Annotated in this window: 16 protein-coding genes, 1 tRNA gene and 1 riboswitch; of the genes, 11 read left to right on the forward strand and 6 right to left on the reverse strand. The window is 39.8% G+C overall.

The window, feature by feature from the left end; all coding sequences use genetic code 11:
* Positions 1-95: 95 nt before the first annotated feature.
* Positions 96-171, reverse strand: a tRNA-Trp gene (locus tag JOC37_RS02195).
* 153 nt (positions 172-324) lie between these two features.
* On the opposite strand from JOC37_RS02195, the gene JOC37_RS02200 reads away from it, so the two are divergent.
* From JOC37_RS02200 to JOC37_RS02225, 6 genes are all read left to right on the forward strand, one after another.
* The gene (locus JOC37_RS02200; protein ID WP_204615450.1) at positions 325-1,263 is read left to right on the forward strand and encodes a D-alanine--D-alanine ligase; all 939 of its coding nucleotides are present in this window, start codon (positions 325-327) and stop codon (positions 1,261-1,263) included.
* 217 nt (positions 1,264-1,480) lie between these two features.
* Positions 1,481-1,675 (forward strand): hypothetical protein, encoded by a 195-nt coding sequence (locus JOC37_RS02205; RefSeq protein WP_204615452.1) that lies wholly within the window; start codon positions 1,481-1,483, stop codon positions 1,673-1,675.
* 108 nt (positions 1,676-1,783) lie between these two features.
* Positions 1,784-4,543 (forward strand): UPF0182 family membrane protein, encoded by a 2,760-nt coding sequence (locus tag JOC37_RS02210; RefSeq protein WP_204615454.1) that lies wholly within the window; start codon positions 1,784-1,786, stop codon positions 4,541-4,543.
* A gap of 140 nt (positions 4,544-4,683) precedes the next feature.
* Positions 4,684-4,947: a late competence development ComFB family protein gene (locus JOC37_RS02215; RefSeq protein WP_204615456.1), complete on the forward strand. Its 264-nt coding sequence runs from the start codon at positions 4,684-4,686 to the stop codon at positions 4,945-4,947.
* A 169-nt stretch (positions 4,948-5,116) separates the two neighbouring features.
* On the forward strand, positions 5,117-5,572 hold the full coding sequence (locus JOC37_RS02220; protein ID WP_204615459.1) for a hypothetical protein: 456 nt from the start codon (positions 5,117-5,119) through the stop codon (positions 5,570-5,572).
* 72 nt (positions 5,573-5,644) lie between these two features.
* Positions 5,645-6,811 carry a glycosyltransferase family 4 protein gene (locus tag JOC37_RS02225; RefSeq protein WP_204615461.1) on the forward strand — a complete coding sequence of 389 codons (1,167 nt, stop codon included), beginning with the start codon at positions 5,645-5,647 and terminating at the stop codon, positions 6,809-6,811.
* A gap of 35 nt (positions 6,812-6,846) precedes the next feature.
* Here the strand turns inward: JOC37_RS02225 and JOC37_RS02230 are convergent, their stop codons facing one another.
* Positions 6,847-7,569 carry a LysM peptidoglycan-binding domain-containing protein gene (locus JOC37_RS02230; protein ID WP_204615470.1) on the reverse strand — a complete coding sequence of 241 codons (723 nt, stop codon included), beginning with the start codon at positions 7,567-7,569 and terminating at the stop codon, positions 6,847-6,849.
* 147 nt (positions 7,570-7,716) lie between these two features.
* On the opposite strand from JOC37_RS02230, the gene JOC37_RS02235 reads away from it, so the two are divergent.
* The 4 genes from JOC37_RS02235 (at position 7,717) to JOC37_RS02250 (ending at position 11,383) form a co-directional block, all read left to right on the forward strand.
* Positions 7,717-8,013, forward strand: coding sequence for a DVU0772 family protein (locus JOC37_RS02235; RefSeq protein WP_204615473.1), 297 nt, complete (start codon positions 7,717-7,719; stop codon positions 8,011-8,013).
* A 202-nt stretch (positions 8,014-8,215) separates the two neighbouring features.
* Positions 8,216-8,980: a phosphate ABC transporter substrate-binding protein gene (locus JOC37_RS02240; RefSeq protein WP_204615475.1), complete on the forward strand. Its 765-nt coding sequence runs from the start codon at positions 8,216-8,218 to the stop codon at positions 8,978-8,980.
* A 33-nt stretch (positions 8,981-9,013) separates the two neighbouring features.
* Positions 9,014-10,759: a Na/Pi cotransporter family protein gene (locus tag JOC37_RS02245; RefSeq protein ID WP_204615477.1), complete on the forward strand. Its 1,746-nt coding sequence runs from the start codon at positions 9,014-9,016 to the stop codon at positions 10,757-10,759.
* A gap of 393 nt (positions 10,760-11,152) precedes the next feature.
* Positions 11,153-11,383 (forward strand): Sec-independent protein translocase subunit TatA/TatB, encoded by a 231-nt coding sequence (locus JOC37_RS02250; protein WP_204615479.1) that lies wholly within the window; start codon positions 11,153-11,155, stop codon positions 11,381-11,383.
* Positions 11,384-11,432: 49 nt separating this feature from the next.
* Here the strand turns inward: JOC37_RS02250 and JOC37_RS02255 are convergent, their stop codons facing one another.
* Both JOC37_RS02255 and JOC37_RS02260 read right to left on the reverse strand, forming a co-directional pair.
* Positions 11,433-11,684: a hypothetical protein gene (locus JOC37_RS02255; RefSeq protein ID WP_204615481.1), complete on the reverse strand. Its 252-nt coding sequence runs from the start codon at positions 11,682-11,684 to the stop codon at positions 11,433-11,435.
* A 271-nt stretch (positions 11,685-11,955) separates the two neighbouring features.
* On the reverse strand, positions 11,956-12,150 hold the full coding sequence (locus tag JOC37_RS02260; protein WP_204615483.1) for a hypothetical protein: 195 nt from the start codon (positions 12,148-12,150) through the stop codon (positions 11,956-11,958).
* A gap of 234 nt (positions 12,151-12,384) precedes the next feature.
* On the opposite strand from JOC37_RS02260, the gene JOC37_RS02265 reads away from it, so the two are divergent.
* Positions 12,385-12,717 (forward strand): hypothetical protein, encoded by a 333-nt coding sequence (locus tag JOC37_RS02265; protein WP_204615486.1) that lies wholly within the window; start codon positions 12,385-12,387, stop codon positions 12,715-12,717.
* Between the two features lie 4 nt (positions 12,718-12,721).
* On the opposite strand, the gene JOC37_RS13650 is transcribed toward JOC37_RS02265, so the two are convergent.
* Together JOC37_RS13650 and JOC37_RS02275 are read right to left on the reverse strand one after the other, a co-directional pair.
* Positions 12,722-13,039 (reverse strand): nitrous oxide-stimulated promoter family protein, encoded by a 318-nt coding sequence (locus tag JOC37_RS13650; protein WP_204615493.1) that lies wholly within the window; start codon positions 13,037-13,039, stop codon positions 12,722-12,724.
* 88 nt (positions 13,040-13,127) lie between these two features.
* The gene (locus JOC37_RS02275; protein WP_238480707.1) at positions 13,128-13,907 is read right to left on the reverse strand and encodes a sulfite exporter TauE/SafE family protein; all 780 of its coding nucleotides are present in this window, start codon (positions 13,905-13,907) and stop codon (positions 13,128-13,130) included.
* A 166-nt stretch (positions 13,908-14,073) separates the two neighbouring features.
* Positions 14,074-14,177, forward strand: a riboswitch (TPP riboswitch).
* Positions 14,178-14,199 lie beyond the last annotated feature (22 nt).

Here is a 14,199-nt window from a genome sequence, read left to right on the forward strand (position 1 = left end):
ATGAACTTCGTTCCACAACATGAACCGCCGTATACCGAACGGTACGTACGGTGGTGTGAGAGGACGGGAGTTAATCACTCCCTCCTACTCGATTTTGGCAGGGGAGACAGGACTTGAACCCGCAACACCCGGTTTTGGAGACCGGAGCTCTACCAATTGAGCTACTCCCCTTTGTAAATCTGAAAACTTTCACCGGCACATGCTATTATAAGATAAATTTTTTTATTCGTCAAGGGATTTTGCTCTTGAACAAGGAATTTGCTGCCAGCGTAAGAATATAATAAATGATAATATATATATATATATACTACCGGAGGTGTCTTAATGGCCTTAAAAATAGGCGTGTTATATGGAGGTAAATCCACTGAAAGGGAGGTTTCATTAAAAAGCGGTGAAGCTGTTTTTCAAGGTTTAAAAGCAAAAGGTTACCGGGTAGTGAAAATTGACGTTGCCGAACAGGACTTTATTGATCAAATTAAAAATGAAAATATTAACCTCGCTTTTTTAGCGCTGCACGGGAAATATGGTGAGGATGGAACAATTCAAGGTCTGCTGGAAATACTGGGAATTCCTTATACCGGTTCAGGAGTGCTGGCCAGTGCTGTGGCCATGAACAAGGTAACCACTAAGAAATTGCTGCAGGTAGATAATATTCCAACACCGGATTTTTGTACTTATACCAGGGAAGACATTAGCAAACTTGGTATGGAACAGGTAAGTAATGAAATTATTGACCGGCTGTCACTGCCGGTGGTGATAAAAGCACCTACCCAGGGTTCCACCATAGGTATATCTTTTGTAAAGACCAAAGATGAACTGCCAAAGGCATTGGAAGAATCATTTAAATTTGACCGCCTGGTAATGGCTGAAAAATTCATCACCGGGACGGAAGTAACAGTTACTGTGTTAGGTAACGAAAATCCCAGGGTATTACCCCAGATAGAAATTGTATCCGCCACCGGTGTTTACGATTACCATGCCAAATATACGGTAGGGATGAGTGAACATATAATCCCGCCCCGGCTGCCGGATAAATATCTGGAAATAACTGCAGATTTAGCCCTGCGTACTCACCAAACCTTAGGGTGCCGGGGACTAAGCCGGGTAGATTTGATAGTTACAAAAAATGGTAATGTTTATGTGTTGGAAGCCAACACGCTGCCGGGAATGACAGAAACCAGCCTGGTTCCTGATGCCGCCCGGGCAGCGGGCATAGAATTCCCTGATTTGGTAAGCACGCTGGTTGAGCTGGCGCTGGAGTAGAGGACGCAGACACTGCGTCCTTTTCAATATTTTAGCAAACGGAGGGAAGAATGGCGGGGGAAGCAGGGTGCTGCACAGGATGTGCGGCATTACTGGGAATGAAACATTTTAATAAAAGAAAATAGTCTAATTCTTAAAATTGTGAAATAATGTGCAGGAAAAACAGTAGTAAATAGAGAAAAAAATACTAATTGACATAAACATTGGAGGTGTGAGCATGGCAGAACGCTGCCTGATGTGTGGTAAACTGCTTGAAAAAGAAGAAGAACAGAAAAATGATCACTGGTGGGATGACGAGGACGATTTTATCCCCAAACCGAAAAAGAAAACAGCTTCATTTTGTCAAATGTGTGAAGCCAAATTAAGAAAAGAATCTGATGATGCCCACAAAGGCCCCAGAAAACAAATGTAAAATGTTTAACCTCAAGTCTCAATAATTAATAATTATTGTTAATTGTTGTTTTTTTGGGGAAATATATACTATATATACTTATGAGAGACTTTTGGAGGTGTATTTTTTTTGCGATCGAAAGCTAAATGGTATTTAATTGCCGTACTTTTATTATTCTTTAGTATGTCATATTGGTTGGCAAATTTGTATACCGACTGGTTGTGGTTTAGTTCCCTTCAATACCAATCAGTTTTTGCAACCATTTTATTTAGTGAAATGGGCCTGCGGGCGGCATCCGGGATAATATTTTTTATATTTTTACTGGCTAACCTGTTATTTACCAGGCCTTTTCTATTACAAAAGCTGGAAGATTTTCGATTAAAACGTGTCCGGTCATTTGATGAAAATGTAGTGGTGATACAGCAGCCGGCGGCAGAAAAGTGGTTGGAAAAGATCAACAAGCGCATGGTGGGGTTGCTGTTTTTACTGGCCAGTGCTGTGCTGGCTTTTGTAACCGGTAGTACATTCAGCGGTGACTGGATTACACTGCAGAAATTTTTAAACGCTACCTCCTTTGGCACTACGGATCCCATTTTTGGTAAGGATATAGGTTTTTATGTATTCAGCTTACCTTTTTACCGGTTTGTACTGTCCTTTTTAACCTGGATCACAGTGGTAGCTGCACTGGCAGTGGGCTCAGTGTATTTCCTTGCCGAAACACTGAACAGTAACGGCCGCTTGCAGTTATTAAAGAGCAGCCGGGCCCGTTTGCATCTATCAACCCTGGCAGCATTATTCTTTTTATTTAAAGGTATTGATTTTTACTTACAGCAGTTTTTACTGCTGTTTTCCGAAAGAGGCGCCGTGTATGGTGCCGGGTATACCGACGTACATGTAAATTTACTGGCTTTAAAGGTACTGGCAGTATTATCAATATTAACGGCTGTCGTTATATTAATAAATGTTTTTCTGCGCCGCTTCAACCTGGTTTTGTACAGCGTGATTGGTATTATTGCCGCTGCGGTAATTTTAAATGGAATAATTCCTTACGTTGTGGAACGCTTTATAGTTGAACCCAACCAGTTTAACCGTGAAAAACCTTATATTGCTCACAACATTGAATATACCCGTAAGGCATACAGTTTGGATAAAATTGAAACGGCCAAGTTTCCAGCCGGAAAAGTATTAACCGCCGATGATATACAACAGAACAGGGAAACAATTGATAACATCCGGTTGTGGGATTGGAAGCCTTTACAACAGACCTATGCACAGCTGCAGGAAATGCGCCTGTATTACGAGTTCTCTGACATAGACATTGATCGTTATTACATTAATGGTGAGTACCGGCAGGTAATGCTGGCCCCCAGGGAGTTAAATCAAAGGCAGCTTCCCTCCCAGGCGCGAACATGGGTTAACCAGCGTTTGATATATACCCACGGTTATGGAGTGGCCATGAGCCCGGTTAACGAAGTTTCCAAAGAGGGCCTGCCCAAGTTTTTTATTAAAGACATACCGCCCAAAGGGATCAAAGATATTAAAATAACAAGACCGGAAATTTACTTTGGTGAAAAAACAAACGAGTATGTAATTGTAAATACTAAAACTAAAGAATTTGATTATCCAAAGGGCGAAAAGAATGTTTATACCACCTATGAAGGGGAAAGCGGTATCAAAATAAATTCATTATTGCGCAAGCTGTTATTTGCTTATGTACTATCCGATTCAAAAATACTGTTTACCGGGGACATAACCCCTGACAGCCAAATTTTATTGTACCGCAACATTAGAGAACGTGTACCTAAAGTGGCACCATTTTTATCCTTTGACAGCGACCCCTATATAGTAATAAGCGGGGGGAAGCTGTATTGGATGTGGGATGCTTACACCACGACCAATATGTACCCGTACTCTGAACCCTTTCAGGGAGATTTAAATTATTTAAGAAATTCAGTTAAAGTAGTAATTGATGCTTATACAGGGGATATTGATTTTTATATTGCAGATAAAGAAGACCCGTTGATTAAATGCTATAAAAATATCTTTCCCAGCATGTTTAAAGATTTAGATGAAATGCCCGGGGATTTAAGGGCCCATATTCGCTATCCCATCGATTTATTTAATGTGCAGGCCCAAATGTATACCAATTATCACATGCTTAACGCTCAAGTATTCTATAACAAAGAAGATAGGTGGGCGCTGCCCACAGAGATATTTGAAGGTAACGAGCAGAAATTGTCTCCTTACTATACGATTATTCAAATGCCCGGCTCCGAAAAGCCGGAGTTTGTCCAAATCCTACCGTTCACCCCAACCAATAAAAAGAACATGATTGCCTGGTTGGCGGGACGTTCCGATGGGGAAAATTACGGTAAGTTACTGCTTTATGAGTTTCCGAAGCAGAAACTGGTATATGGTCCAATGCAAATAGAGGCCAGAATAGATCAGGATACAACCATTTCCCAGCAGCTGTCACTGTGGGATCAGCGGGGATCATCTGTAATAAGGGGCAACCTGCTGGTAATTCCCGTTAATGATTCACTGCTCTATGTAGAACCATTATATTTGAAGGCCGAGCAAAGCAGCATGCCGGAACTGCGCCGGGTAATTGTTGCCCATGGGGACAAAATAGTTATGGAGCCCACGTTGGAGCAGTCATTACAGCGCATTTTCGGTCAAGAAACGAAAGCACCGCAGCCGCCCACTTCAGAACCGGGGGCAGAGCAGGATGAACTCCAGGCAGCAACAATGGATAAACTGATAAAGATGGCTGTGCAAGTTTACAACAAGGCACAGGAGCAACTTAAAAACGGCGATTGGGCCGGGTATGGTGAAAGTCAGAAACGCCTGAAAGAAATATTAGATCAGCTGGACAGGCAAAAACGTTAAAAGATAATAAAAAAAGATAAAATAAAAAAATTGCTAAATTACCGGGTTTATTCCGGTAATTTTTTTTACTGATTACTACTGAAATAAATAGTTGTTTTTGGTATAATTAGAAAAAATTACGAATGTGAGGTTTCCAAAAAATGTTACACAACTATACTGAAACAGCTGTTTTGCAGCTGTTAAATGAAGTATTAAAAAATTATGATGGCAGTTTATGCACTTGTGAACGATGCCGACAGGATATAATAGCCCTTGCACTAAACAACCTGCCCCCCCGGTACATTGTTACCGATACCGGTGAAATAATCACCCAGGTTTCTTTTAATCATTTTGGCGGCAGAGCCCAAGTAATAGCACAAATAGTAAAGGCGGTAGAAACAGTAGCCAAAAATCCCAGACACTAAAGACCAGCAGGGCTGGTCTTTAGTGCTGTTGAAAAAAATATAACCGGCCTGGAACGAGCAGCAGCGGTTTCCTGCTAATATACCAATATATGCCAATTTATCGGAAGGAATTTAAAAGGCGGTCCACGTATTAAATTATATGGAAAATAATGGTAAGGAGTGGACTGCTTTGCACAAGCCTGTTACTTTACCGGCAATACTGATTTTAGTAATATACACCGTTGTTTTATCACTGCCTGTCACCGGTGCCGGCGGTGAAGTAACTTCCCCGGCAGAAATAACCAAGGTAGTTAAAGGGGCGGTGGAATGTACAGAATGGATGAGGGCCAACACAGAGCAGGAAGTGAACAGTATTTTAAGCCGGTATTACACCGGTAAAGCATTAGAAGAAAATACTAAGAGCGTATGGGAATTCGTAAAATTACCCACAGACTGGCACTCGATAACTACCGCTGAAGATTGTGAAATAATATACCAAGACAAAAATATGGCGGTGGTAAAAGCCCGTTTAACAGATACAGATGAACTGGATAAAGATACACAGAAAGGAACGGCATTATTTTTTTTAACCGCTACCGAAGACGGTTGGAGAATATACGCTCAGAACTACCAATGGCACTGGTAACCTTTGGTATAATTTAGATTATAATTGGAGATGCTTTAATTTAGTAGATTGCACGGCAAAGGGGGGCACAAAATGAAAATTGCCATGTTTTCTGATAGTTATCGTCCTTATACCAGTGGAGTAGTTCGTTCTTTAGAAATATTTAATGCCGAGTTAAAATCAATGGGCCATGATACCTATATATTTGCACCCAATTACCCGAACTGCGAAGAAGAGCCGGGGGTATATCGCTTTTTTTCCATCCCGGCACCCACAAATAAAGATTTCACCCTCGCTTTCCCCTTTTCACCAGGATTATTATCTAAATTGAAAAAAATAGGCCTGGACATTATTCATGTCCATTCACCCTTCTTGTTAGGACGCTTAGGGGCAAAATATGCGCGAAAACTGGGAATACCACTGGTGTTTACCTATCACACGCTCTATGATAAATATGTTCATTACGTACCCTTTGGTCAGAATATAACTAGAGAATTAACTCAAAAATTTACTATGGATTTCTGTAACCAGTGCGACCAAGTGATCGTACCCACAAATGTAGTAGCTAAGCGTTTAATAAAAAATGGATTAAAAGTGCCGGTAGAGGCCGTTCCCACCGGTATAATCACTGCAGAGTTCAAACATGCAGACAAAACATGGTTGAGAGCCAATTTTAATATACCGGCAGATAAAAAAATACTGCTTTTTGTAGGCAGATTAGGACAAGAGAAAAATATAGAGTTTTTATTGGATAGCTATATTAAAATTTTTACCGAACACCCGGATACCATCCTTGTGCTGGTGGGCAGCGGCCCGGAGGAAGAGCGTTTAAAACAAAAGGTTGTACAGAACAACTTGCAGGAACATGTGATTTTTACCGGTAGGCTGCCAAAAGCAGAAGTGCAAAAATGTTATGCAGGATCTGACATATTTGTGTTTGCTTCGGTCACCGAAACCCAAGGACTAGTGATTGCAGAGGCTAAAGCAGCAGGGCTGCCGGTGGTGGCTGTGGATGCTTATGGGGTTTCCGAAATGGTTGTAGACGGAGAAGATGGGTACTTATGTTCCTTGGATATGAATATGTTTGTTAATTTGGTTCATAAATTATTAAACAATGATAATCTGCGCCGGAAGATGGGAAGTAAGGCGATGATAAATGCCGAAAAACTGTCTTCCCGCAATTGTGCCAATAAACTGGTGGGTGTTTATGAAAAGTTAATTGCCGGTTATCAGCGTCAAGACGGGAGATTGCATGGATAGTATTAAAGCCAGCTGTTGTAAGGCTGGCTTTAATACTATCCCATTGGTTTGCAATACCGGCAGTAATATTTTTTGAATAACTTTGCATGGTGTTCTTCGTCTTCAGCGGCCCGGAGCAGCCAGGCTGAGATATATTTGTCATTTATATATGCGGCCATATCTCTATACAGTTTAGCTGTATCTTCTTCCTCTTGAGTCACATCCATTAAAAGATTACAAACATTGTATAACTCGTAATTTACATATGCTGCGCACCAGGGCTTGCCCCGGCTGTTTTCATATACAGGTTCACAACCCAACAGTTTAATAAATTTCATAATGTCGTGCATATGTCTCATTTCAATGATGGATATTGCTTCCAGTAGTTCTGCCACTTCTTCGTAGGGAGTGTCTTCTAACATTGTGTAGTAATATAAGTATTTGTGAATGGCTGTCAATTCACTGCTGCAATCGGCCAGTATATCCAGCATCATTTTGGCATATTCTGTATTGGGTTTCTCTACATTTACTTCTGGATATGGAACGGGCAGGCATACTTCAGACCATTTTTCACTATTTGGTATACACGCACAATGATTACTATCATTATAACCGTCGTGGTCATTGTCCACCGAGCCGGGAATATTGATAACCATACCGGGTATAATGACGCTGGGGTCTTCAATCTGCGGATTGGCAGCTACCAGGGCATCCAAACTGATACCATAACGCCTGGAAATTTTATATAAAGTATCCCCGGGCTGGACTGTGTATTTCATTATTTTCCCTCCCAAATTAATTTGTTTTAATTTATGTGGGGAAAGCAACCATTGTGAATATAATAGAGCTGTGAATATGAAGGATTTATAAAGAAAATGTTGAAGTATTATTTTGTTATCAAATTGATTTGGAAGGGAGTTAGAGTAATGAATATAGAAAAAATCAAAAGTAATCTTTGCTGGGATTTTAAATTTGAGGATGAGTTTAAAACCGAAAAGACTGGCTATACCTTTATTGTTGATGTATGCAGCGGTACACCAGCTCTGGCCCTGTATCGTTTTACTCCTTATGGATGTAAATGCGAACCATTGGAAGAGCAGCCTCCGGTGGACATGATTAAAAGGGCCCTGGTTGAGCAGGGAAACGGTGAGCTGAAGGACGGTTTTTACTACCTGGATAATGATCTGCGTGCATGGGTAGAGAATAACATACTTAAAGTTTAAATGAATGTGTGCTGTCTCTATTTAATAGTTCCCCCAAGTTTGTTTACAGGGGGATTGTTAATTTCGCGTTAAATAAGTTAAATTGTCGTTAAAAATGTGGTTTTATAAAGGTTTTTTTCTATTTATTAAAGAATAATATAACTGGGTACAGTAATGTATCAAATTATGTTGAGGATTAAGGATTAAGGAGCAATAGAATAACATGATTAAACGTACTCTTGTTATTTTTTTGCTGCTGGCACTGTTGGCAGCCGGTTGTGGCAGTAAAGCCGAAACGATAAGAATTGTGGGTTCCACATCAATGCAGCCTGTTTCGGAAGTGCTGGCGCAGCACTTTAAACAACGGCATCCCGGTGTGCAGATTTTTGTCCAGGGCGGGGACTCGGAAATAGGGATGCGGAGTATAAAAAATAACATTGCTGAAATAGGGTCCTTATCCCGGCCGCTAACTGCTGACGAAAAAAAATTAGTGAATGCCTATGAAATAATTGAGGACAGTATTTCTATAATTGTTAATAATGAAAATAAAGTAGACTGCATCAGCTTGCAGCAATTAAAAGATATTTTTACGGGAAAAATAACAAACTGGAAACAAATAGGGGGGGCTGATTATTCGATATCGGTAATTTCTAGAGAGGAAGGTTCCGGTACATACAATATGTTAAAAGATATTGTTATTGGAAGCAGCAATGAAATTGTTGATACAGCTTCAATAATGACTTCAACCGGAGCAGTCCGTACCACTGTGTCCAGGGATAAATATGCCATTGGATATGTGTCTTCTGCTTACGTTAATAAAGATGTTAAACTGCTGAAGATAGTAAATGAAAAAAATGAACCGGTAAAATTAAGCAGGCCACTAATATATATAACAGGTAAAGAAGCAGATAATATAACTAAGCAATTTTTGCAATTTGCATTAAGTGACGAGGCGCAAAAAATCATTACCAAAATATTAAGGGATTAATGTATTAACTAAATTTTTCCCGGAGGTATGAAAATGGATTTTTCAATGCAGGATATTCTATTTAAAGCCTTTGGCGGTTTAGCTATATTTTTGTTTGGAATAAAATTTATGTCTGAAGGCTTGCAAAATGTTGCTGGCCAGCGTTTAAGAGTTTTTTTGGAGAAAGGAACCAAAACGCCGGTTAGAGGTGTACTCACCGGTACACTGGTTACAGCACTGATTCAGAGCAGTAGTGGAACAACAGTACTTACAGTGGGGTTAGTTAACGCCGGCTTATTAACTCTCAGACAAGCCATTGGAATTATTATGGGTGCTAATATTGGTACAACACTGACGGCATATTTAATTGGTTTTAACTTAAAGCATTATGCGCTGCCCATTGTTGCTGTAGGTGGTTTGTTGCTTTTCTTCTTTAAAAATAAAAGCGTAATCAATTTCGGACAAGTGGTTTTTGGTTTCGGGCTGTTGTTTTACGGCATGGACGTAATGGGTAGTGGGTTAAAACCATTAAAAGAGATGCCGTTTTTTACAGATTTGATGCTTAACGTGGAAGATACACCTTTATTGGGTGTGGCCATAGGAACTGTTTTTACTATGCTGGTACAGAGCAGCAGTGCCACCATTGGTATACTGCAGGAACTGGCCAGTCAGGGGTCTGTAACATATATGCAGGCAGTACCCATATTATTTGGCGATAATATTGGTACCACCATTACAGCACTGCTTGCCGCCATTGGTACATCGGTGGCAGCAAAACGTACTGCCATGACCCACATGTTATTTAATATCAGCGGTACGGCGATTTTTTTACCCTTAACTTTAATAGGTGTTTTTCCGGAAGTGGTAAAATTTGTTACTAACTACATCTTTATTTTGCTGCCCGGCTTTGAGGGGACGTGGGAGACTTTAAATATAAGAATGCAAATTGCCCAAACCCACGGTGTATTTAATATTACAAATACAATGATCCAACTGCCCTTTGTAAGTGTTTTGGCTTATGTTGTAACCAAGCTGGTACCTGGGGAAATGGTGCAGTTTGATGTAAAACCGAGATTTTTAGAGCCCAGGTTGTTATCCCAACCGGCAGTAGCTTTAAAACAAGCCCATATGGAGCTTGTACGCATGGGTAAGCATGCCAGTGATTTCTTTAATGATTCGGTAAAATTCTTCTTCAATACTAAGGATAAAGAGTTAAACCCGTTGTATTTAGAGCAGCGGGAACAATTGATAAATACCCTTGAAGAAGAAATTACAAACTATGTTACAAGCCTTACTTCAGGAGTAAAATTAACCCAGGAACAGTCTAATTATGCATCTACCCTGCTGCATGCAGTAAATGACTTAGAACGCATTGGGGACCATGCCGATAATATTGTAGAACTGTCTATTTATGCTGTGGAAAATAAAGTTTCTTTTTCCGAGGAAGCATTGGAAAGTATTAAGGCTATGGCACAGTTAACCAGTGAAACCCTGCGCTTGAGCCTTGAAGCATTGGAAAACAATGATCATGACCTGGCGCGCAAGGTAATTCAAAATGAAGTAATTATTGACAACCTGGAGCGCGAATTTAGGCAGGGTCACATTGCCCGGTTAAATGAAAGGAAGTGTACCGGAATTGCCGGGGCGGTATTCATTGATATGCTGAGCAACCTGGAACGAATAGGGGACCACTCTGTAAATATAGCTGAGTATGTGTTGGGAGACATGGGGGCGGTTGAGCGAACCAAAGTTAAGTATTCCAGCAGCAAAATAGCTTATGGCTCTGCTCGTAAGGACTGACCAAGTAATGGAAATTAACCACCCGGTGGGTGGTTAAATTTTTTATCCATTGAATAGTCAATTATTATCCTGATATAATTATGTACTAATATTAATAATTTTTAAAAGGTGATGACGCTATGGGTGAAGTATTAGAATTTAAACCGAGAAAAAAAAGAAAACTTAAAACGTTAAAATATGAAGATCCGGCTAAAAGGGAATTGTATAACAAAAGAAAACAGCAAAAAAATTTTCCGTACCAGTCAACCAGAACTGTAAAAAATATCACCTATTTTATCATATTATGCATCATTGTGTATTTTATAAACAAAATTATTTAAGTAAGATATATTTTTAATTGCAGCAGGATTATACCAAGTAAATGAAGAACTTCAGAGAGAGGGGGATGTGCCGATGTTAAATTTTAGTTTTTGGGATATAATATTAATTTTAATTGTCAGCTTGATAGTTTTTGGTCCTAATAAGTTACCCGATGTGGCCAGATCAATGGGTAAAGGTATGGCTGAATTTAGAAGGATTACCAGCCAGGCCACCGAAGCATATAAAGAAGAAACAAGTCAATTAAAAAAGGAATTTGAAGTAACCGCTAAAGACGAAAAAAGAGAGGAGAATAAAAAATCTTAAGGGTTCGGTCAATCGAACCCTTTACTATTTAATCAATGCCTGTTAGCAGCTACAACTGCGTGGCGGTTTTATTTTTACGGCGTATTTTTTTCTTCTTTTTTTTCTTTTCATTATTAGTTTGTTCAGCAGCCACAGGCCCAAAGGAAATATCTATAAAAGTATAAAACAATCCCCAACTAACCAAGAATAGTAAGATGTGATGATAAAACGGGGAACCGGGCTGGTTAACGGAAAAAAAAGTGAACCAAACCGCACCAATTCCGGCCACTACAACGGATATTTTGTTAAGTAAGTCAGACACCGCTACTACCTCCCATGACAATACATGACTTACTTCAACAAAAAACAAAATATTCCTCTAAACTGTAATATTTTATTTCCTGTCTTTTCTTAAAAGCAGCCCTACTCCTGCATCCGGCCTTGCTGAAAAAGACACCAGCCTGTATTCCTGGTTTAACATTCTGCAATGGCATGTTCCACATTATGGAGAAAATGCTCCCCGGGGTTGCTGTGGCCTGAGAAGTAACCGGAATAATAAAAAAAGCCAGTCTTTTTAGGGACCGGCCGGTAAATTATACCGTTTGCTTAGCTAATTTGCAGCTGCTTACAGCATGCCCTCGTAATTGATAAACCTTTTTAGGCAAGTCAGCAGTGCAAAAATGTACCACTATATCCGTATTTGGGATGCGCCAGCTGGATCTGTACTGGCAGTACTGGCAATCCTGGGTTTTGGAACGAAAAGACATTTTAGCGTACTTGGCAGCCATTAATCATCCCCCCGCAATTGGCTATTTATATATTAGACGATATAAAAGGGGTAAAAGTGCCAAATTGCGTCAAAATATTTTTAATAGCGGCTATTTTTTATTCAATGCATTTTTCTTTTTTATTATTTTGCAATTATATGTACCAGCAGGGGATTTCACTGGCAGCAGCGAATTATTATTTATGCCATAGATGGCACCATTTTTAAAATAGATTATATACTAGGGGTGGTCAATGTGAGGCATTTTACAGCCGATGAATTAAAAAACGTTTTTAACAAGTTGAGAAACAGAGACAGCGTGACTGAAGAAGAGCTGGAAATACTGAAAATGTACATACCATTACATTTAAGCCAAGAAAGGGCCGAAGAAATGGCTAAATTAGTTGAAGCTATAAGGGAAGGGAAGCGCGCGCCCCTGACTAAGGATGAACGGATAGAAATGCACAAGAAAAATATGAAACAAAGCCTTGATAACTTAGTGGCATCCCTTCCCGGTATGGATGATAAAGAGTTCGAAGAAGCCCTCAGAATGTGCGAAACCCTGCGCAGGCAGATGGCTGCAGATTAGTACTTTAAGTAAAATAATGTAAAAGATAATCAATTCTACCCCTTTTCATGTAATAGATGCCGGAAAATTTCATTACTTCCTGTATTTTTTTCCGGTACTTGGGGGCGTAACAGTGTGTATCACACTTTTTACAGGCAGGTTTAGGGTTTTTAGGGCAGTTTAAACGCCTTTTAACTGCATATTTTGCAAGTGCACAGCAATCCGAACATAATTTTAACTCCGTATTTTCCACCCGAACAGTATCCTGGTTGCGATGATGATAATGGCAGTAGGTTTTTATAAAATTTAATAACAGCGCAACGTCTTTAGCTTGTTTATCCATTTAAAAATCATCTCCCGGCAGATTAACTTTATCATTACTATGTTACCAGGAGGTGATTTTTTAAACAGTGACATAGATCATAATTTTTTTACCAGCCGGTAAATTTATATAAGCCGAGCAGTTTGCCGGACATTAATAGCACTGCCACTATTAAAACTATCCTGATCCACTTATCACCTTTGGCCACTGCAAAATTGCTGCCGATATAGGCCCCGGCGGCATTGCCAATGGCCAGCGTTAAGCCCAGTACCCAGTTAACCTTACCGTTGATAATAAACACCAGCAGGGAGGACAGCATGTAAATTCCGATAACAAAAACTTTTAAACTGTTTATTTTCACCAGTGACATGCCGGTAATTAATGTTAAAGCAGCAATAATTATAAACCCTACCCCGGCTTGAATGAAACCACCATAAAAACCCACAAAAAAGAAAACCAATACTGCCATAGATAACCGTAATGTACTGAATTTTTCTTCTTCACCTGTTGGGGTCTTAAAAAATTTTTTCTCCGGTCTGGTAATAATCAAAACCAATACTATCAACATTACTAGGGCCAGTATTTTATTAAACAGGTGTTCCGGGAGGGAAATGGCAAATTTGGCTCCGACAATGGAACCTAAAACGGCTGGAATTCCCAGCGTAATGCTTAATTTGGGGTTAAAAAACCCCTTGTGCCGAAAGTTAATGATGGCGACAATGTTTTGTACCATTAGGGCAACACGATTGGTGCCGTTGGCTGCAGCAGCGGGTAGCCCTAAAAATATGAGCATGGGCATGGTTAATAAAGAACCGCCGCCACCAACGGTGTTTAGAAAGCCGGCCGCCACCCCGGTTACCAAAATTAATATTATATGTGGTATTGTCAATTTTACTGCTCCTTTCATAAAATACGCCCTTGAATATTTTCATTATATTATAATTAAAATAAGTTAAATTTTAAATAAAAAATAAATGCCGGCAGCAATATTTACAAAACCGGTTCGATATAATAATATATAAAACAGCAGCAGTATGGAAAAGTTAATAAATTTAAAATAGCTCTAGGGGAGCCTATTGATGGCTGAGAGGAGATTGGTCTCCGACCCTCATAACCTGATCTGGGTAATACCAGCGTAGGGAAGAGTTAGAGCATGGGCAGACTGTGCCGTAACTCACTAT

The sequence above is a fragment of the Desulforadius tongensis genome (assembly GCF_016907915.1).
Taxonomy (GTDB): Bacteria; Bacillota; Desulfotomaculia; order Desulfotomaculales; family Desulfohalotomaculaceae; genus Desulforadius; species Desulforadius tongensis.